Genomic DNA, 18,234 nt, shown 5'->3' with positions numbered 1-18,234 from the left:
AGCCTAGTAATTGTGTGTCTTGGTGCAGTGGTCGTTTTCACGATGACCCAATGGCTTGATCGATATGCGGTCACATTGTGCGCATTGCTGCTCATAAACGCAGCGCTCGCTGTATCACTCACCGTCTCGAACGGACTTTCTGGCCTCTTCTCCCTCGGTCATCCGGCATTCATGACCATCGGTGCTTATGTCGCGGCGATCCTTACGTTCCCTGCCACGCGCAAAGGGACAATGCTTCCCGATTTACCTGAATGGCTCGCTGCGATCGAAGCGCCAATGCTGCCGGCGGTGCTCCTCGGCGGCGGCGTCGCGGGATTGGTATCACTAGTCGTCGGATATGCCGTATTGAGGCTCAAGGGCCACTATCTGGCCGTGGCGACACTTGGTCTAATCATTGTAGTACAGGGTCTTGTTCGGAACTGGGACGGACTCACACGAGGTGGTTCCGGCCTGAGCGGCCTGCCGCGTCATGTTGATATCTGGTGGGCTTATGGTTATTTGGTCATTGTCGTCGCACTTGCTTGGCGAATAAAGTATTCGTCTCTGGGCCGCGCCATAATGGCGGTTCGTGAGAACGAACTCGCGGCCGAGTGCAGCGGTATCAACTCGGCGCGGCTGAAAATACTGGCGTTCAGCGTCGGGGCGGTGCTCGCAGGTGTCGGCGGTGCACTGACAGCGCATCTCATTAGCGTGATCACGCCGGGCACATTTTCGATCGTGCTGGCCTTCAACCTTGTTGTGATGGTGGTCATTGGCGGCGCAGGCAGCATCACGGGCGCCGTTCTTGCCGCCGCTGGGATAACGCTTCTGTCTGAAAGCCTGCGGCCAGTCGAGGAGGCCGCCAACCTTTACGGCCTCAGTCAGGTCGTCGTTGCCGTTTGCCTGATCGCGGTACTCTACATGCGACCTTCCGGTCTCTTCGGCAGCGGAGAGCCTTCAATCGTTAAGCGCATATTTGGTGGGCGGGGCCAAGCATGACCGGTCCGAGGGCAAAGGATGTCGTTTCCTCGCGCGAAAGACAAATGGACCCACATACGACGTGCCTGCTCGTCATCGACGCCCAGAATTGGGTTATGGACGAAGTAGCGCGTCCACCTCGTCCCGAATTCTACGCTGATGCCAAAGCCTGGGTCATCCCCAACATCGCGCGCTTGATCGCTGCGGGTCGATCGGCCGGCCTCGAAGTCATCTATACCGTGATGGAAAACGCAACCAAGGACGGCCGTGACCGAAGCCTCGACTACAAGTTGTCCAATTTCTTCATTGAGCGAGGTTCCTGGGACTCGACGGTAATTGAAGAGCTGGCAGCGGGAGATGACGAACTGGTCATCCCGAAAACATCGTCCAGCTTGTTCAATTCAACAAACTTTGAATACCTAATTCGCAACATCGGCATCGACACCGTCATTGTCAGCGGTTTCTTGACCGACCAATGTGTGGATCACACGATCCGTGACGGTGCCGATCGTGGCTTTCACATGATCTGTGCGAGCGACGCCTGTGCAACGGACACGCGCGAGCGGCATGAGGCGGCACTGCGCGCTTTCGGAGGTTACTGCCGAGTTCTGTCTAGCGAGGCCTTGCTCCAGGTCATCAGCGGATCCGCAGCATCAAGATCCTAGTAGGCGAGACGGTACCGCTCACATTGCTCTTCGATTGAGAGATCGCTCATTGCGCTAGCCTCGAAACGCTTGTGCGCAAGATAGGCGGCGATGAATTCCTCACCTAGGAAAGAAATGAGTTTCTCTTCCGCTTCAAACCGATCCAACGCTTCCGACAGCGACTGAGGTAGCCGTTCGATCGACAGTTCCCTGCGCTCTGAATCGCTCATGTTCTGCGGAGCTCCATGGCACACGTGTGGCGTTGGCAGAGGCTCATCGAGTCCATAAAGACCGGCGGCGATCAAGGCGGCCATGACAAGATAGGGGCTGGCGGCGGCATCGGCGGCCCTGAACTCGAAATGAAACTGCCGTGATATATCAGCGCCCGAACCTGGAAAGACCGGACAAATTCGCAGCCCAGCCTCGCGATCGCGCTCACCAAGATTGTTGTATGCCGCGCTCCAGCGGTTCGGGGTCAAGCGTAAATATGAGATGGGTGAGGCCGCCGTCATGGCTGTGATTGCCGGCATGAGCGCCAAGACACCTGCCAGGAACCGGCCGGCAGTATCCGCTACGCCATTTGGCCTCTGGGGATCGTAATTCGACGGCTGCCCGGTAGCCGCGTCAAAAAGACTAAAATGAACATGAACGCCATTGCCCACAGCGTCGGGTCGAAGGATTGGCGTGAAAGATGCACGGGTGCCCAGATGATGGGCCACGGCGCGTGCGATCTCGCGCACGGCGATCGCCTGATCAGCAGCCGCTATTCCTTCTGCTGGCCCGACGGTGACCTCGTATTGTTTAGGCCCGTACTCAGGCATGAACGTGTCCAACTCGAGGCCGGCAGTCTTCAATGCGGCCAGGTAGGTTTCAGCAAATATCCCCTGTCGCCGGAATGAATCGAGCGCATAACTGGCGTTGGGTCGTTCCTCGACCGATTCCAGGATAAATTCATGCTCGAAGGCAGCCTTGACCTTAAGTCCATGGCGCTGCTCCAATGCGTCCAACAATGCCTTGCAAAGTCCGCGCGGGCAAACGGGCCATCTTTCGCCGTCCAAAGTGCGAATATCGCCCATCACGAAATGGGTCGCAGCCGAATCGGGACCAAAATCCACTCGCACGCGCGATGACCCATCCGGGATGAGAACAGTATCCCCGAAAGGACCCCAGGGGGTGGGTGCGATGGGTCCGTTGGCGGTGATCATGCTGTTTGTGGGGGTCCAGCCGATGCCCTTTCTAAGGCGGGAGGCTAGGTCGGCTGCCGGAAATCCTTTTCCCCTGACCTGACCAGCCAAGTCAGCCGTACACAGCATGATGATCTCTTCGCGCTTCATGTCGCCCCCTTCTTTGATCTGTGCTTTGACCGGCCTGTGCCGTTGAAACCGGAAGCAAGGTCGGATCGAAGCGTTTCCAATTGTTCGATACGCTTCATGCCGGCCTCATCAGCCCGTTCTGCCACAGCGCCGACCAGAGCTTCTGCGAGTCCCATGCCGAGCGTGAGCATGTCGAAAATAGATGGGGAATCAACCGCGAAGGGTAGAACGACTTTGGATACCCGCGCCGCAGGTGACTGCCACACATCGGTCAACAGAATGATGGTCGCACCGCGTCGTGCGGCAGCTTCGGTGAATGCGACTACGTCTGATTGGTAGCGGCGCACGTCGAACACCACAAGAACGCTCGACCGGCCCATATCCAAGAGATGCTGGGGCCACGTCTCAGTCTGCCCGGAGATCGTTTCCACCTTGCCTCGGACTGCTGTCAAGAGGTCTCCCGTGTAGCGAGCCACGTTGGTAGAATATCGTCCGCCAATCAGATGAATATCGCGCTTTGGATCAGCGAGAAGCGCCACGGCGCTGTTGAACTCCTCGTCAGAAATATGATCGGCAAGCGAATCCAGATGATCCTTGATCCGCATAATCGTGCGAGAGAGAAACGAGGTCCCAGATGGCTCGCCTTTCTCCTTGCGCTCGCCGAGTCTCAGCAGCGGCGATTGCAGCGTTTCTTCAATGTGCGCTCGCAAGGCCTCTTGGAACTCCGCGTACAAGGGAAATCCGAGCCGGCGCACCAGCCGCAGTACTGTAGCCGTTGACACATTGCTCTTCCCGGCGAACTCGGCCACCGTGGTCAATCCCGCCATTGGATAATTTGCCATAAGGTGTCTCGCTGCTCGTGCCTCGCGCGCGCTGAGGTCGGGCAGCGTTTTCCGCAATGTTTCGAGCACGTTCATCCGATCGCAGTCCTCAGAAGAAAAGAGTGTGAAGCATCTACCGACCATTCCAGATGTATCAAATCAGACAAATTCGACATATCAAAGAAAAATGTACCATTCAATTGACGTGATCCCCCTCGAGAGTCATGTTGATGATAAGCGCGGACACATACCGAAATAGTCCGCGTCAAAGGGTGAACATCTAACAAGACCGGGAGACGGACATGAAGCTTCTATTCGCTGCATCGGTGGCCTCAATCGCGTTGCTGGGCGCCGCCGGCGCGCAGGAATCGATCAAGATCGGGGCTCTCTACAATGTAACTGGCGGCATGTCGTCGCTCGATGGGCCTTCGCTAAAAGGCGCTCAACTCGCAGTGAAGCAGTTGAATAGCAATGGCGGGCTGCTCGGTATGCAGATTGAACTGATCGCACCTGACGGACAGACAGATCAGCAAGAAACCGCCATCGCGGCGCAGCGTGTTCTCTCGGAAGGCGTCGTTGCCGGTATCGGCCAATCCGACACGACCTTCGTGATGGCCGCCGCACCCCTGTTCCAGGAAGAAGGTATACCCTTCGTCACATCCGGGGCGACCCACCCGGAACTGCCCGCTTGGGTCGGCGACTACATGTTTATGACGCCCTTTGGCGATGACGATCAATCCTATGCGATCGCCGACTATGCTTACGACGAACTCGGTATCCGAGAAGTTGCGGTCTGGACAGACAATTCGATGGATTTCACGAAGGCGCTGTCTTCCTTTTTCACGGAAAGGTTTGAGGAGCGAGGCGGCGAGATCGTCGGCACGGATCAGTTCATGATGGGCGATACCGATTTCTCCGCACAGATCGCGCGTCTGGCAGCCATTGATCCGGCGCCTGATGCCGTCTTCGTTTCGGCAATTCCATCCGAGGCCGGCCTTTCAGTGAAACAGATTCGCGAACAAGGCATCACGATGCCCATCATCTCCGGCGATGGTTTTGATACCGACCTGGTTGCGACCGTACCCGGGCCGGAGATGGCAGATGACGTCTACTTCTCAACGCACACCTACCGGGCGGACGATCGCGAGGAAGTGCAGACTTTCATTGCCGATTATCAGGAGGAATACGGCATCGAACCAGAGAATGCCTTCGCCCCCTTGGGATACGATGCGATGATGCTGGTTGCCGACGCCATTGAACGAGCGGGGTCGGTGGAACCAGCTGCAATCCGCGATGCCTTGGCAGAAACTAACGGTTTCAAGGCGGTGACAGGCGAAATTAGCTATACGCGTGATTCGATGGTTCCGCCGAAGCCGGTCTCGATCATCTCGGTTCAAAACGGTGAATTTGAAGTCGAGGAAATCTGGACACCGGATACTGCCGAATAGAGGTAGGTTACACACTGCCGGCGGCGGCAAGCCGCTGGCAGACCCCAGATTATCATCTGCAGAGAGCGCAAGTTAATGTCTAAGAACGCCCAGGGCACGCTGGCGCGACATGAAGGTCGTGACCGTATGCTCAATCCTGCCCAAACCGTGGTATTGGTTGTCGATGCCCAGAACGCGGAACTGCAGCCGGAGATTCTGATGAGGCACCCGGAGTTTGCCGATGCACTTGAGCAGCGTGCCTTGCCGGCCATGGAGCGGTTGCTCAAACAGGCGCGAGTTCGGAACGTGGAGATCGTCTATACAGTGATCGAAGCATTGACCAAGGATGGGCGCGACCGATCGCTCGATCACAAGCTGTCGAACATCCTTGTGCCTCGCGGATCAAAACTGGCTGGCGTGATCGATCGTGTCGCTCCATTGGAGGATGAGATGGTTCTTCCGAAGACCTCATCTGGTGTTTTCAACTCCACGTCGATCGATTATGTGCTCCGCAATCTCGGGGTCCAAAACATCATTGTCTGCGGATTCGTGACCGATCAGTGCGTCGATATGGCAGTCCGTGACGGCGCAGATCGCGGCTATTATATCGTTTGTGCCGAAGATGCGTGCGCAGCCTACACCAATCAGCGACACGAAAATGCGCTCCAAGCCTTCGGGGGTTATTGTCGGGTGCAGAAGGTGGACGAGGTAGTGGCAACTTTGAATGGCGGCTGATACGGTCGGGATGCGGTGTTGAGTTCGATGCCGCGCCAACCTCCTTCACTTGCCGCTTAAACATTGCAAGTCCAGCAGCCAATAGCTTGGCTGGTAAGTCGACAGTGAGTGGCACCAACTCGACATTACCCGGCTTTCGTCAAGAGCCAGACAGATAAGACCTACCTCCTAAAACGATTCGGTTGTTGTGCCGTCGGTCGGCAGCATTCTAGAAGCTTCGGCGGGCTAGAAACGAGAATTTTTGCCAAGGGAGGATGTCAATGGCTTTCGAACTCGACCGCCGCCGGTTCATGCTGGGAGCTTCTGCTCTTGCTGCAGGGTTGGCAGCACCTGCAACGCTGCGTGCGCAAAGCTGGCCTTCAGGGCCTGTGACCATCGTGTGCGGGTTCTCGCCCGGCGGCACGACCGATACGCTCGCACGCCTTCTGGCGAGCAGCCTCAGTGAGCGCTTCGGTCAGCCGGTCATCGTCGAAAACCGCACGGGCGCGGCTGGCGCAATAGGCATGACGGCAGTTGCCGATGCTGCGCCGGACGGCCAGACACTGCTCTTTTCCGCTGTGGGCCAGATAACGGTCGTGCCGCATGTGTCGAAGAGCCTGACGATCGACCCGGTCAACGACCTCGCCCATATCGCGCTGCTCGCCGAAGGCGACTTCGTGCTCAACGCCAGCGTCGGGTCGGGCTTCAATACGATCGACGAGCTCATCGAGGGCGCCAAGTCCGGCACCGTGCTATATGGAACGTCCGGTGCGGGCGGCAATCTTCACCTTTTCACCGAAGCGTTCCTGCATGCCGCCGGCATCGAGTCGCGCGGTGTGCATTACCAGGGCGGTTCGGCGCTGATGCCCGATCTTCTGAACAATCAGGTCCAGTTCGCGCTCAACTCGTTCAATCTGAGTGCGCCCTATATCGAAGAAGGCCAGCTGAAGCCGCTGTTGATCGTCGGCAAGGAGGGCAACGCGGCGCTTCCCGATGTTCCGACCGGACCCGAGGTCGGGCTGGATCTACTCGCTGCCTGCATGGACTGGTTCGGCCTTCACGCGCCCGCGGGCACCCCCTCCGACGTCATCGCGATGCTGGCGGAAGCCACGCGTGCCAGCCTCGACGGTCCCGAAATGGCCGCGCGCATCGAAACCGGCGGTCTGCGGCCCGTCGGCAGCACGCCGGAGGAATTCGCCGAGCGGATTCAATCCGACTACGCGCTCTTCGGCGAGATCGCCGAAGCTTCGGGAATGGCGGAGGGCTGACGCCCGCTAAAAGACGGTAACGCTCGATGGACACGGCCGGCCGGCAACGCTATGGCGCCACCGCGCTTCACGGCTTCGCCCGGTCCATCCTCGTTTCGGCGGGGATGGAGCCGGCGGGTTCCGGAAGCGTCGCGGATGCACTCATCCAGGCTGATTGCCGGGGCGCGGCCTCGCATGGCCTGATCAGGCTGCCGTTTCTGGTCAAGCGGCTCGTCGATGGCGGCGCAAATCCGCGCCCGGTTTTCCGCGTCGTAGGCGAGGCGCCGGCCACCGCCGTCGTCGATGCCGATGCGGCACTTGGTCCTGTCGCGGCGGAATACGCCATGCGGCTTGCAAGCGCCAAGGCGACCGACGCGGGCATCGGGGCCGTCACTGTGCGCAATAGCGACTTCATCGGCACATGCGCGCATTCCGCCATGATCGCGCTTGAAGCGGGCCATCTCGGCATGACCTGGACGAACGGCCATCCAGGCATGGCGCCCTGGGGCGGGCGAGCCAACGCCCTCGGCAACAATCCGCTGGCATGGGCGATCCCCGGAGGCTCGGGCGCGCCAGTGGTTCTCGACATCGCCATGAGCGTCGTCGCCGGCGGCAAGGTACGGCATGCATCCAAGACCGGTAAGGCCATCCCCGAGGGCTGGGTCGTCGATGCCGCCGGCAACGACACGACACGGCCGGAAGACTTTCCCGAGGGCGGCGCGCTGCTGGCTATGGGCCACAAGGGCTACGGGCTCGCCGTGATCGGGGAAATCCTGGGCGGCGCGCTCGCTGGCGCGGCCATGCTCGGCGGGGTGTCCCAATGGTTCACCGCCACCGACCGGCCGACCGGCAATGGCCATTTTCATTTGGCCATCGATCCGGACCGCTTCATCGGGCGCGACGATTTCAACGCGCGTATGGATCACCTGCGCGAGACGATCCGTCAGACGCCGCGACGGCCGGGGATCGAGGCGATCGTGCTGCCCGGCGAGGGAGCGGCCGCGCGCGAGAAAGCCGCGCGGGCCGATGGCGTGGCGCTCCCGCGGGAAGTGGCAGCCGACCTCGAGGAACTCTCGATGCGTTTTGATGTAGAGATGCCGACCGTAATGGCGAATTGAATGCTTGTGACCACGAAAGGCTTCGCCAACATGCGCAAATCGCTTGCCCACCTCACCCTCGGCGCGACGCCGGCGGAAAACATCGAGGCGGCCGCCGCTGCGGGGTTCGGAGGTGTCGGTATCCGCATTTGCGGGCGCTATGTCGGCGACAACAGCTTCCTCGACATCATCGGGGACGAGGCGGAGACCGCGCGGCTTGCACGTCTGGCGCGTGACGCGGGCATCGTCATTTCAAACGTTTCGGCTTTCCAGTTCTATCCCGGCCTGACGACCGACCATTTGCGGCGCGTCGTCGACACGGTCGTGGAATTGGGTTCCAATACATTGGTGGTGAATTGCTTCATGCCCGATCGCGGCGAGGCGCTGGACCTTTTCGCCGCCTATGACAGCATGGCGGAAAAGGCGGGTGCGAGCATTGCGCTCGAATATCTTCCTTATAGCACCATCACCGACCTGGCGGATGCCCGTACCTTTATCGCCGAGAGCAAGGCGACGACAGCGCGGTTGCTGATCGATGCGCTGCATCTCGACCGTGCAGGGGACAGCCTCGATGCGTTGGCGGCGCTGCCGCGCAAGGAACTCGCGTTTTGGCAGATTTGCGATGCTATGCGCCTGCGTGGCCAGCGCCCGGGCAATGAGGACCTGATGCAGGAAGCCCGTACCGCAAGATTGCGGCTGGGAGAGGGCGAATTGCCGCTTGGCGAACTTATGGCGGTCCTGCCTGACGATCTGGAGATCGAGTACGAGGTTGCCGACGCCGCCATTCGCCATCTGCCGGCGGCGGATCGGGCGAAGGCGGCTATGGCCGATCTGGATCGGTTTCTCGCAACGGCGAAAAGAGCGAACTGAAAATGCGGCCACTTGGGGCGCGGTGGCGACAAACTGGAGGGGCCTTCGGGCTTGACTGTCCATGAACGATAAAAATCTCCGCGTAGGCCTTCTCGGTTGCGGTCATATCAGCCGCGACCATCTCATCGCATGGGCCGATTGCCCCGGCGCCGACGTCGTGGCGGTCTGCGATCCGGTGAGAGATCGTGCGAGCGCCCAGGCAGAAGCGTTCGACATCGCCTCCGTCTATACCGATCCCGCTGCGATGATGGCCGAGGCGGGTCTCCACGCCGTCGATATCGTGACGCCGCGTCAGACACATGCCGGAATGATCCGGCTCGCGGCAGAGCACGGTCTCCACGCGCTGTGCGAGAAGCCGCTTTGCCCGACACTCCAGGAGGCGAAAGAACTCGTCGACGAAGTTGGTGAGCGCATCCGGATGATGGTAAACGAGAATTGGCGTTATCGCCGGTACTTCTGTCAGATCCATAGTTGGATCGCCGAAGGAAGGCTGGGAACCATCACCCAGGCCCGCATCGCCCTCTGGCGCTCCAACATGCTTCCGAGGTCCGACGGCATGGTTCCCGCCCTCAGCCGCCAGCCTTTCGTGGCCCGGGAAGAGCGCCTGCTCGTCGCCGAGTCGCTGATCCACGAACTGGACACCATGCGTTCGCTCTTTGGCGAAATGCGGGTGGTCGCCGCAAGGCTCGGTCGATATAGCGACCGCATCATTGGCGAAGACGCGGCCGCCATCCTTCTTGAGACCGACACCGGTCATGCGGTTGTGGTCGAAGGAGTTATGACGTCGGCGGGCCATGCGTTTCGTGCACCGAACCGCCTCGAAATCGCAGGCACGCGGGCCAGCGTCACGCTGGACGGTGGGCAGTTGCGACTGCACGGTCCGGACGAGGACGAGACCATCGCCTATGACGAGAATGAGGTCCGGCAGGGCTGTTTCAACGGCGCAATCGCGCATTTCGCTGCATGTCTTCGCACAGGAGAGCCTTTCCTGACGTCGGCACGCGATCAGCTCAACACGCTGCGTCTGCTGGAAGATGTCTATGGGGCGGCAGGACCGTTGCGACGACCGCATGGTGCGCCGGCCAATCAGGGCGAAGGCGTCAGCTCATGACCCGCGCACGGTTGATCGAGGCCGGCGGCGGCGGCATCCTCATCGCCTTCGGTCTCGCCTTCGCCATCGGCGCGTTCCGGTATCGGATCGGCGATTTCCTCGAGATGGGACCGGGCATGTTCCCGCTGATTGTCGGTCTCGCAATAACGTTCATGGGTGCCGTGGTGCTGCTCCTCGGCGTCGTCGGAGGAAATGAGGATCCCGAGCCGTTCGATGCTGCGGTGTTCAAGCGTCGAATGCGGGTTCTCGGTCTGGTCAGCTCATCCTTGCTGGTCTTCGGCCTCCTGATCCGCAGCTTCGGCATGTTTCCTGCCATTATGGCGCTGGTGTTGTTAGTTGGCCTGACGGAGCGCGAGCGACGCCCGGTCGTCTCCGTGCTGACGGCGATCGTGCTGGCCGTCCTCGCCTGGCTCATTTTCGCGAAGGGTCTTGGTCTCAATATTCCCGCCGTCCGGTGGGGGTTGTGATGTCAGATATCCTCGCCAATCTCAGCATCGGGTTCGGGGCGGCACTTTCGCCCATGAACCTTTTGTATTGCTTCATCGGCGTGTTCCTAGGCACGTTCGTCGGTGTCCTTCCAGGCATCGGCTCGCTAGCCGCCATATCGATGCTGATGCCGCTTACCTTCTACGTGCCGCCCGATACGGCCCTGATCATGCTCGCGGGCATCTATTACGGGACGCAATATGGCGGATCGACCGCCGCGATTCTGCTCAACCTTCCCGGCACGCCGTCTTCGGCGGTGGCCTGTCTCGATGGCTATCCGATGTCGCAGCAGGGTCGGGCGGGCGTGGCGCTCGCCATGACCACCATCGCGTCGTTCGCAGGCGCCACCGTCGGCATCCTCGTACTAACGCTCTTTGCCCAGAGTCTAGCCGGTTTCGGCATGTCCTTCGCCGCCGCGGATTATTTCTCGCTGATGCTGCTCGGCCTCGTCGCGTCATCGACGCTTGCGGCGGGCTCGCCGATCAAGGGCATCGCCATGGTGCTTGTCGGCATCGCGCTGGGTTCGGTTGGCAGCGACGTGCAGACGGGCGAACTGCGCTACACGTTCGGTATGCTCGGGCTCAGCGACGGGGTCAATCTCGTGGCGCTTTCGATGGGGTTGTTCGGCGTCGCCGAAGTGATCGCCACGATCGCCGGCAAGGAGAGGAGTGGGGTGGTGCAGCGCGTCAATCTGCGTGCGCTCCTGCCCACCTTCGACGACGTTCGCCGATCCGTCGGCCCCATCATCCGGGGAACGGCGTTGGGTTCGGTGGTCGGTGCACTGCCCGGTACTGGCACGAACATCGCTTCCTTCATGTCCTACGTGGTCGAAAAGCGCGTATCGAAGACGCCTGAAAAGTTCGGCACGGGCGCGATCGAAGGTGTGACGGCGCCGGAAGCTTCCAACAATGCCGCGGCGCAGACGTCCTTCGTGCCCACCCTGACGCTCGGCATTCCGGGCGACGCCGTCATGGCGCTGCTGCTCGGCATGTTGATCATCCACGGCATCCAGCCCGGTCCGCGACTGATCGAAAGCCAACCTGTGCTGTTCTGGGGCCTCGTCGCCAGCTTCTGGATCGGCAACATCATGCTGGTGATTCTGAACCTGCCGCTAATCGGCATCTGGGTGCGAATTCTCACCATCCCGCGCCGCGTGCTCATGCCGGCGATCCTGATGTTCATGGCGATTGGCGTCTACAGCGTCAACAACAACGCCTTCGACGTCTGGATCATGATCCTTTTCGGCATCGTTGGTTATTTCATGTCGACCTTCCGGTTCGAGGCCGCGCCGTTGCTGCTCGGATTTATTCTCGGGCCGTTGATGGAACAGTATCTCAAGCGGGCAATGCTGATTTCGGGCGGCGATCCGGCGGTCTTCGTCCAGCGCCCGATCAGCGCCACGCTGCTTGCCGCTGCGCTGCTCGTCCTTGTGCTGACGCTTTGGGGCGTGGTGCGGCGGCGCAACGCTGAGCCATTGATGGAGATCGGCAAGTGAACCGCAAGAAAATACTGCTCACTCATCCGGCCGGGTCCCGCCCTTGGTGGTACGGTGATGCCGCGATGGATGGCCTTCGCGCGCAAGGCACGCTTTATCTCAACGAGACGGACACGGAACTGGCGGGTGATGCGCTGGTCGCCGCTGCCGGGGGGTGCCAGGTGATCGTTCTCGACCGCGCGACGACGGTAGGCGATCCCGAAATGGCAGCTCTGCCGGACTTGGTCGCGATCCTTCGTAGCGGGGTCGAGACCCGGCACGTGGATGTCGAGGCAGCCAGCCGGCACGGGATCGTCGTGACGCGGACAAATCCCGGTTATGTGGCCTCGACAGCTGAACTGATCCTCGCCCACATGCTCAACGTCGCGCGTGACATTCCCGACCATGTCGCGGCCTATCGGGCCGGCAGCCAACGGGCGCCGAGTCACGGCCGGGAACTGTCCGGCGCGACGGCCGGGCTCATCGGCTTTGGGCGCATCGCCAAACATCTGGCCCGGATTCTCGACGTCATTGGGATGCGGGTGCTCGCCTACGATCCGTTTGCGACGCCTGCCGCACCGGCAACGGCGGCTTCATTGGACGATCTTCTCGCCGGGTCCGATTTCATCGTGCCGACTCTTTCGGCGACGCCCCAAACGCGCAATCTCATCGACGCGAAAGCTTTCGCCAAAATTAGGAAAGGCGCTTTCCTGATCAACGCCTCGCGCGGCGACGTGATAGATGAGAAAGCCTTGCTCGACGCTTTGGACGTCGGTCAGATCGCCGGTGTGGGATTGGATGTCGGAATGGGGCCCGACCAGACACCCTCGTCCTTGCTCGGGGCTCACCCACGTGTAACTGCGACACCGCACATCGGCAACCTGACCGTCGAGGCGGCGGCGCGACATCCCGCCGACACCGTGGCTCAATGCGCACAGGTTCTCGCCGGTGAAATGCCGTTCGGTGCTCTCAACGCTGACGCGGCGACACGGCTCCTCAAACGCAAGACATAACTGTCCTTCAAAAACCGGAAAGGTTCTCCATGCCCCTGATCGGCAAAGGTATCGTCGCGATCTGGAACGACATTCTACCCGAAATGCGCGACGAGTTCTTCGAATGGCACCCTCGCGAGCATATGCAGGAGCGAATGGGCGTGCCCGGTTTCCTCCGCGGCCGACGTTATATCTCGACCGGCGGCGGCGAGGAGTTTTTCACGCTCTATGAGGCGTCCGAACCGGAATTGCTAGTAAGCGAGGTTTACCGGCAGCGTCTTGCCAATCCCACGGAATGGTCACTCAAGGTGCTTCCGAACTTCCGCAACAACCTGCGCGGGGTCTGCCGCATCGCGGGCACGGCGGGTTATGGTGATGGCGGCAGTCTGTTGACCATTCGCTATGCCGACGAGGCTGGTAAAGGCGATGCGGCGCTGTCGGAACTGGTTGGAAGTCTCGTGGAGCGGCCGCGCATCACCGGGGCGCATTTCGTGATTTGCGACCGGGAACTGAGTTCGGGCAACCAGTCGCTTCAGCGGGGTCGCACGATCTCACTTCCCGACCGCGTGGTACTCGTCGAGGCGTCAACGGTGGCCGAACTGGATGTGTTGAAGGAGGACCTTGCGGGCAAGGTTGATGCGGCGGTGGGGGCGACTGAGCCGATATCGGCGATTTACAGCCTCGAATACCAGGTGATGAACCTTCCTGCCTGAACCGGCCCAACGGAAGCTCGCCGGGGCGTAATGGCCTTCGCCTTGCGTCCCCGCGCGATACTCCCTATCTTCCGCAGCGCTGCCGCCACCTGCCGGGCAGGTGGCATAGCTGTTCGGGAGCCGCACAATCAATCTCCGTCAATTGCGCTATTTCGCCAAGACGTACGAGACTGGCAGTTTTTCCAAGGCCGCAGAAGATCTGCACATCGCCCAGCCAGCCTTGGGGCTCCAGATCCGTCAACTCGAAAACGACTTGGACGTCAAGCTGTTCATTCGCCATGCACGGGGGGTGTCTCCGACCACGGCAGGTCGTCAGCTCTATCTGCGCGCAAACGAGATTTTGGACCTCGTGGATCAGGCGCGCGCCGAGGTATGCAATATTGACGCGAACGAGCGTGAGCCAGTCGTTCTGGGCCTAACTAATGGCGTCACTAAGATACTAGGCCACCAGGTTCTGATTGATGCGCAGTCTGAACTCCCGCGGCTTCACGTAAGTCTTGTAGAGGAAATGTCCAGCGTTCTGATTGATGCGATCGATCGCGGTGAGGTGGATGTGGCGCTGGCCTACGACGCACCGGATCGCCCCACCTATCGTCGCATACCGCTATTAGACGAGGAGATCGTCTATGTCCGCGCCGCCAAGGAGGACCGCGATAGTCGACCGATTTCGTTTACCAGCATACTTGATCTGCCCCTCGTTCTACCGAATGAACGCGACGTCATCCGAAACCGCATGCAGACCATCGCTGACCAGATGAGGCTGCCGATGCGCATCGGTTATGAAGTGTCGTCGATCGCCATGCTGAAGCGCCTGGTCGCTGATGGCGGAGTGGCGACGGTCATGCCCTTTGCATCGGTCTCCGACGAGTTCGAAGCAGGCGTTCTCCACATCCGACGCATCATCGAACCCGTACCGTTGCGACGACTATATCTTCTTCACAGCACCCGGCGCGGGCCGCTTGTGAGAGACGGTGATCTGCTCGACCTAATACAAAGGGAATTGGGCAGCTTCGCAACGCAGCTTGGTGATCTAGTCCAACTGCTTCCGGCATTCCACCACCCAATATCCGAACTGCCATCTGAGCTGGATAAAGGCGTTGCGCGATAATTGACCGAGGCCATTTGCTATCACGTAATCCTGTAGAAATGATGGCCCATTTGGTGCTGCCATTACCGTCTAGTTTCAGTCGGTTACGGAGGCATGAGACGGCGATCCCCCGGCAGGCCAACCACGCGCGAGCATCGCACATCGACGCCGACAACCGTGCCGAACGAAAGAAAACAATCCGGATCGGTGCATTTGGCGCCTCAAGTTGTGGAAGCGCTGATGCCTTTCGCGCGTAGCATGGTCCTAAGCTAAAATGGGATCAGCCTGGGCCAGAATTCTGCCCCAAGCCACTTTTCGGCCATCACACGTAGTCTCTAGATTGTAATCTACCGATTTTTCAGCACCACAAACCATTTACGCATCACACGAGATCGTCGTGGCCTCGACGGGGCGTCTTGGTTTTCAGTTCGTCGCAAATGTCGGCCCAATCTTGGGCCATCTGGACCCGCTCATCCCAATACGAATAACGGTTGTAGGTTCGTCTCACGACGTTCGGGTCTAAATGCGCCAGCGATGCCTCGATGACATCGCTGGGATAGCGGCGGCCGTTGAGAATCGTACTCGCACTGGCACGGAAGCCGTGCGATGTGTGCTCGTCCTTGGCGAAACCCATGCGTCGCAGGGCTGAATTCATCGCATTCTCAGACAGCGGTCGCTCAAGATTGCGGATGGAGGGAAACACGAGGCGAACGTGCTTTGAGACCCCCCGCACTTCTTTGAATACGGTCACTGCTTGCCGAGAAAGCGGGACGATAAAATCCCGACGCATCTTTGTATGATCGGCCGGAATGAACCATTCTCGCTTCTCAAGGTCGATATTCGACCATTCTGCTTTCCTAAGTTCAATTGGTCGCGGATAGCAGAGGGCCATAATCTGCAATGCAGCACGCAGCGTGATCCATCCACTGTATCCATCAACTGCTCGTAGAAGTCCGCCAAATGAACGCTCCTCTACGATAGCGGCTTGCGGTGATCAGTTCTGAGCTCGCAGCGCGCCCTTCAATGCAAAAGTAGGATCCGTTTCTGCTCTCAGTGTCGCCACAGCTAGTCGGTAGACGGCACTAATCGCAGATCGGACCCTATGGGCACTATGGATGCGTCCGCTTGCCTCGATCTTCTGAATCAACGCGAGTATCTCGGCGGCTGTGATGTCCCGGATCGGTTTTTCGGCTAAGGGGGACGCGAGCGTCTTCAATAGCCATTCGTTCTTCTCGACGGTGACATCGGCCCGACCCTCCCGACGCAGTCGATCGATATATTCGTCGGCCAAGTTGCCGAACGTTTCCTTTTGAAGGACCTCATTTCTGGCTGCTTCCTGCTTGCGGACATCAGAAGGGTCAACACCGCATTTTACTAGCTCAGCCGCCGCGTCACGAGCGTCGCGTGCCTCGCGCAGTTTTACGGCGGGGTAGGTCCCTAGTGACAGTGTCTTTCTCTTGCCACCGAGACCGTAGTCAAAACGCCACCAAACCGCCCCGTTGGGGCGAACTATCGCATAAAGACCCCGTTCATCGAACATCCGGTAAGGCCTGTCGCGTCCTTTCGCTTTGCGGATTGCTAACTCGCTCATCGCCATTCACTCATGCTCCCTATGCAGTAGCCCGATCGGACCTGCAGTAACTTTGGCAAAAAGTTACTGCAAATCAAGCGGGATTGGCTGGGGTGGGATGCAACGAGCTGGGATCGCGAAATTGCAAAAATCGAGAAAAAAGATTTTATAATCAGCCGTTTATGCTCACATATGAACAGCTATGGGGCTTCCTGAAATAGCGAAAGTGGTGCCGCCTACGTGACTCGAACACGTGACCCCATCATTACGAATGATGTGCTCTACCAACTGAGCTAAGGCGGCTCACCAAGCGCAGGGCGACCTACTATCGCCCTACTATTTTCTTCGTTTCACTGCCAACCCTTTGGCTTCGAACCTCATTCTCTAGCGGACCCGCTAATTACGAATGATGTGCTCTACCGACTGAGCAAAAGCGGCCCGGGCGCGGGCAACTGTCTGGCGCGCGCCGAATGTGCGGGCTGATAGCGCGAATGAACGGGCATTTCAAGACGGCAAACGCAAAGTTGCCGTCCCGGTTCGCGCAGCCTCACATGCAAAGGCGATCGCGCGCCGCGCGGTATTCACGCTCCAGCCTGTCGACGAGGTCGGCAACGGGCGCGACGTCCTTGACTGCGCCGATGCCCTGGCCGGAGCCCCAGATGTCCTTCCATGCCTTGGCCCTGGAATCGGAGCCGTTGAAGTTCATTTTCGACGGATCGGCTTGCGGCAGCGCGTCCGGGTCCATCCCGGCGCGGGCGATGGAGGGTTTGAGGTAGTTGCCCGGTATGCCGGTGAAATAGTTCGAGTAGACGATATCCTTGGCGGTGCCCTCGACGATCATCTGCTTGTACTCGTTGATCGCGCGGGCTTCTGGCGTCGCGATGAAGGGCGAGCCGATATAGGCCATGTCGGCGCCCATGGCTTCGGCGGCGAGGATCGCACCGCCCGTCGCAATGGCACCGGAAAGAAGCAGCGGACCGTCGAACCACTCACGGATTTCCTGGATCAGCGCGAAGGGCGATAGCGGCCCGGCGTGGCCGCCGGCCCCGGCAGCGACCGCGATGAGCCCATCGGCGCCCTTGTTGATGGCCGAATGGGCGTGCCTGTTGTTAATGATATCGTGGAGAACGATGCCGCCATAGGAATGGATCGCATCATTGACCTCCGGAACGGCGCCGAGAGAAGAGATCACCACCGGCACCTTGTATTTCACGCACATTTGAAGGTCGTGTTCGAGGCGCTGATTGGAGCGGTGGACGATCTGGTTCACCGCAAAGGGGGCCGAGGGCCTGCCTGGGTGCTTTGCGTCGTAATCCGCCAGTTCCTCGGTGATCTCGGCCAGCCATTCGTCGAGCTGTGCTTCCGGCCGCGCATTGAGCGCAGGAAAGGAGCCGATGACGCCAGCCTTGCACTGGGCCTTGACCAGCGGCGGATGCGAGACGATGAACAATGGCGCGGCGACGGCCGGCAGGCGCAATCCGAGCTTGAGAATATCCGGCAGAGCCATGCGCACTTTCCTCCAGAGAATTGACGTTTACGAAAACGTCAAAATGCTTAGCAAATTCGAACGGAGGAGAGAAGCCTTGGTCGTGTTTCGAGGCCGTCGCCGCGGATGCCTTGCGACCGGTATGTGCTGGCCCGCATCGAACGGCTTGCGCGGCAGCTTGGCACAAGGTACCGAACGGCAACGACATTTTAACCAAGCGCGGCG

The 18,234-nt window shown here is 59.8% G+C and carries 18 protein-coding genes and 1 tRNA gene; 13 read left to right on the top strand and 6 right to left on the bottom strand.

What is annotated here, in order from left to right; all coding sequences use genetic code 11:
• Positions 1-42: 42 nt before the first annotated feature.
• The gene (locus CN673_RS15310; RefSeq protein ID WP_157928914.1) at positions 43-978 is read left to right on the top strand and encodes a branched-chain amino acid ABC transporter permease; all 936 of its coding nucleotides are present in this window, start codon (positions 43-45) and stop codon (positions 976-978) included.
• Positions 975-1,622, top strand: a complete 648-nt coding sequence (locus CN673_RS15305) for a cysteine hydrolase family protein (protein WP_099867263.1) — start codon at positions 975-977, stop codon at positions 1,620-1,622. The genes CN673_RS15310 and CN673_RS15305 overlap by 4 nt, the downstream gene beginning before the upstream one ends.
• Here the strand turns inward: CN673_RS15305 and CN673_RS15300 are convergent.
• Both CN673_RS15300 and CN673_RS15295 read right to left on the bottom strand, forming a co-directional pair.
• The gene (locus CN673_RS15300; protein WP_099867262.1) at positions 1,619-2,935 is read right to left on the bottom strand and encodes a type I glutamate--ammonia ligase; all 1,317 of its coding nucleotides are present in this window, start codon (positions 2,933-2,935) and stop codon (positions 1,619-1,621) included. The two genes, CN673_RS15305 and CN673_RS15300, sit on opposite strands and share 4 nt — an antisense overlap.
• Entirely contained in the window at positions 2,932-3,831 is a 900-nt protein-coding gene (locus tag CN673_RS15295) for a MurR/RpiR family transcriptional regulator (protein WP_198586013.1), read from the bottom strand. Before CN673_RS15295 ends, CN673_RS15300 begins: the two co-directional genes overlap by 4 nt.
• 245 nt (positions 3,832-4,076) lie before the next feature.
• Here CN673_RS15295 and CN673_RS15290 point away from each other — a divergent pair, with 245 nt between their 5' ends.
• From CN673_RS15290 to CN673_RS15240, 11 genes are all read left to right on the top strand, one after another.
• Positions 4,077-5,183: an ABC transporter substrate-binding protein gene (locus tag CN673_RS15290; RefSeq protein ID WP_157928913.1), complete on the top strand. Its 1,107-nt coding sequence runs from the start codon at positions 4,077-4,079 to the stop codon at positions 5,181-5,183.
• Between the two features lie 75 nt (positions 5,184-5,258).
• Positions 5,259-5,897 (top strand): cysteine hydrolase family protein, encoded by a 639-nt coding sequence (locus tag CN673_RS15285; protein ID WP_099867259.1) that lies wholly within the window; start codon positions 5,259-5,261, stop codon positions 5,895-5,897.
• A gap of 260 nt (positions 5,898-6,157) precedes the next feature.
• A complete protein-coding gene (locus CN673_RS15280) occupies positions 6,158-7,144 on the top strand; it encodes a Bug family tripartite tricarboxylate transporter substrate binding protein (RefSeq protein WP_157928912.1) in 987 nt (328 codons plus the stop codon).
• 26 nt (positions 7,145-7,170) lie between these two features.
• Positions 7,171-8,241 (top strand): Ldh family oxidoreductase, encoded by a 1,071-nt coding sequence (locus tag CN673_RS15275; RefSeq protein ID WP_099867257.1) that lies wholly within the window; start codon positions 7,171-7,173, stop codon positions 8,239-8,241.
• Complete coding sequence (locus CN673_RS15270) at positions 8,242-9,090, top strand: sugar phosphate isomerase/epimerase family protein (RefSeq protein WP_099867256.1); 849 nt, start codon at positions 8,242-8,244, stop codon at positions 9,088-9,090.
• 61 nt (positions 9,091-9,151) lie between these two features.
• Positions 9,152-10,201 carry a Gfo/Idh/MocA family protein gene (locus tag CN673_RS15265; protein ID WP_099867255.1) on the top strand — a complete coding sequence of 350 codons (1,050 nt, stop codon included), beginning with the start codon at positions 9,152-9,154 and terminating at the stop codon, positions 10,199-10,201.
• A complete protein-coding gene (locus tag CN673_RS15260) occupies positions 10,198-10,668 on the top strand; it encodes a tripartite tricarboxylate transporter TctB family protein (RefSeq protein ID WP_157928911.1) in 471 nt (156 codons plus the stop codon). Before CN673_RS15265 ends, CN673_RS15260 begins: the two co-directional genes overlap by 4 nt.
• Positions 10,668-12,182, top strand: a complete 1,515-nt coding sequence (locus CN673_RS15255) for a tripartite tricarboxylate transporter permease (protein ID WP_099867253.1) — start codon at positions 10,668-10,670, stop codon at positions 12,180-12,182. The genes CN673_RS15260 and CN673_RS15255 overlap by 1 nt, the downstream gene beginning before the upstream one ends.
• The gene (locus tag CN673_RS15250) at positions 12,179-13,174 is read left to right on the top strand and encodes an NAD(P)-dependent oxidoreductase (protein WP_157928910.1); all 996 of its coding nucleotides are present in this window, start codon (positions 12,179-12,181) and stop codon (positions 13,172-13,174) included. Before CN673_RS15255 ends, CN673_RS15250 begins: the two co-directional genes overlap by 4 nt.
• Before the next feature lie 29 nt (positions 13,175-13,203).
• Entirely contained in the window at positions 13,204-13,866 is a 663-nt protein-coding gene (locus tag CN673_RS15245) for a hypothetical protein (protein ID WP_099867251.1), read from the top strand.
• Positions 13,867-14,008: 142 nt separating this feature from the next.
• Positions 14,009-14,974, top strand: coding sequence for a LysR family transcriptional regulator (locus CN673_RS15240; protein ID WP_099867250.1), 966 nt, complete (start codon positions 14,009-14,011; stop codon positions 14,972-14,974).
• A 361-nt stretch (positions 14,975-15,335) separates the two neighbouring features.
• Here the strand turns inward: CN673_RS15240 and CN673_RS21355 are convergent, their stop codons facing one another.
• From CN673_RS21355 to CN673_RS15225, 4 genes are all read right to left on the bottom strand, one after another.
• Positions 15,336-15,932 (bottom strand): tyrosine-type recombinase/integrase, encoded by a 597-nt coding sequence (locus tag CN673_RS21355; RefSeq protein WP_280951194.1) that lies wholly within the window; start codon positions 15,930-15,932, stop codon positions 15,336-15,338.
• Between the two features lie 15 nt (positions 15,933-15,947).
• Positions 15,948-16,550 (bottom strand): tyrosine-type recombinase/integrase, encoded by a 603-nt coding sequence (locus CN673_RS21350; protein WP_245409934.1) that lies wholly within the window; start codon positions 16,548-16,550, stop codon positions 15,948-15,950.
• 200 nt (positions 16,551-16,750) lie between these two features.
• Positions 16,751-16,826: transfer RNA gene (locus CN673_RS15230), tRNA-Thr, on the bottom strand.
• A gap of 244 nt (positions 16,827-17,070) precedes the next feature.
• Positions 17,071-18,030 carry an NAD(P)H-dependent flavin oxidoreductase gene (locus CN673_RS15225; protein ID WP_099867249.1) on the bottom strand — a complete coding sequence of 320 codons (960 nt, stop codon included), beginning with the start codon at positions 18,028-18,030 and terminating at the stop codon, positions 17,071-17,073.
• Positions 18,031-18,234: the final 204 nt, after the last annotated feature.

The organism is Neopararhizobium haloflavum (genome assembly GCF_002750855.1).
GTDB lineage: Bacteria > Pseudomonadota > Alphaproteobacteria > Rhizobiales > Rhizobiaceae > Georhizobium > Georhizobium haloflavum.
This window is presented reverse-complemented; position numbering and strand designations above follow the sequence as displayed.

Excerpts from the sequence above, each read along its gene's own strand:
- CN673_RS15300 (WP_099867262.1), bottom strand. The coding sequence starts at position 2,935 with ATGAAGCGCGAAGAGATCATCATGCTGTGTACGGCTGACTTGGCTGGT.
- CN673_RS21350 (WP_245409934.1), bottom strand. The coding sequence starts at position 16,550 with ATGGCGATGAGCGAGTTAGCAATCCGCAAAGCGAAAGGACGCGACAGG.
- CN673_RS15255 (WP_099867253.1), top strand. The coding sequence starts at position 10,668 with ATGTCAGATATCCTCGCCAATCTCAGCATCGGGTTCGGGGCGGCACTT.
- CN673_RS15270 (WP_099867256.1), top strand. The coding sequence starts at position 8,242 with ATGCTTGTGACCACGAAAGGCTTCGCCAACATGCGCAAATCGCTTGCC.
- CN673_RS15260 (WP_157928911.1), top strand. The coding sequence starts at position 10,198 with ATGACCCGCGCACGGTTGATCGAGGCCGGCGGCGGCGGCATCCTCATC.
- CN673_RS15265 (WP_099867255.1), top strand. The coding sequence starts at position 9,152 with ATGAACGATAAAAATCTCCGCGTAGGCCTTCTCGGTTGCGGTCATATC.
- CN673_RS15285 (WP_099867259.1), top strand. The coding sequence starts at position 5,259 with ATGTCTAAGAACGCCCAGGGCACGCTGGCGCGACATGAAGGTCGTGAC.
- CN673_RS15225 (WP_099867249.1), bottom strand. The coding sequence starts at position 18,030 with ATGGCTCTGCCGGATATTCTCAAGCTCGGATTGCGCCTGCCGGCCGTC.
- CN673_RS15275 (WP_099867257.1), top strand. The coding sequence starts at position 7,171 with ATGGACACGGCCGGCCGGCAACGCTATGGCGCCACCGCGCTTCACGGC.
- CN673_RS15295 (WP_198586013.1), bottom strand. The coding sequence starts at position 3,831 with ATGAACGTGCTCGAAACATTGCGGAAAACGCTGCCCGACCTCAGCGCG.
- CN673_RS15245 (WP_099867251.1), top strand. The coding sequence starts at position 13,204 with ATGCCCCTGATCGGCAAAGGTATCGTCGCGATCTGGAACGACATTCTA.
- CN673_RS15305 (WP_099867263.1), top strand. The coding sequence starts at position 975 with ATGACCGGTCCGAGGGCAAAGGATGTCGTTTCCTCGCGCGAAAGACAA.
- CN673_RS15280 (WP_157928912.1), top strand. The coding sequence starts at position 6,158 with ATGGCTTTCGAACTCGACCGCCGCCGGTTCATGCTGGGAGCTTCTGCT.
- CN673_RS15310 (WP_157928914.1), top strand. The coding sequence starts at position 43 with ATGACCCAATGGCTTGATCGATATGCGGTCACATTGTGCGCATTGCTG.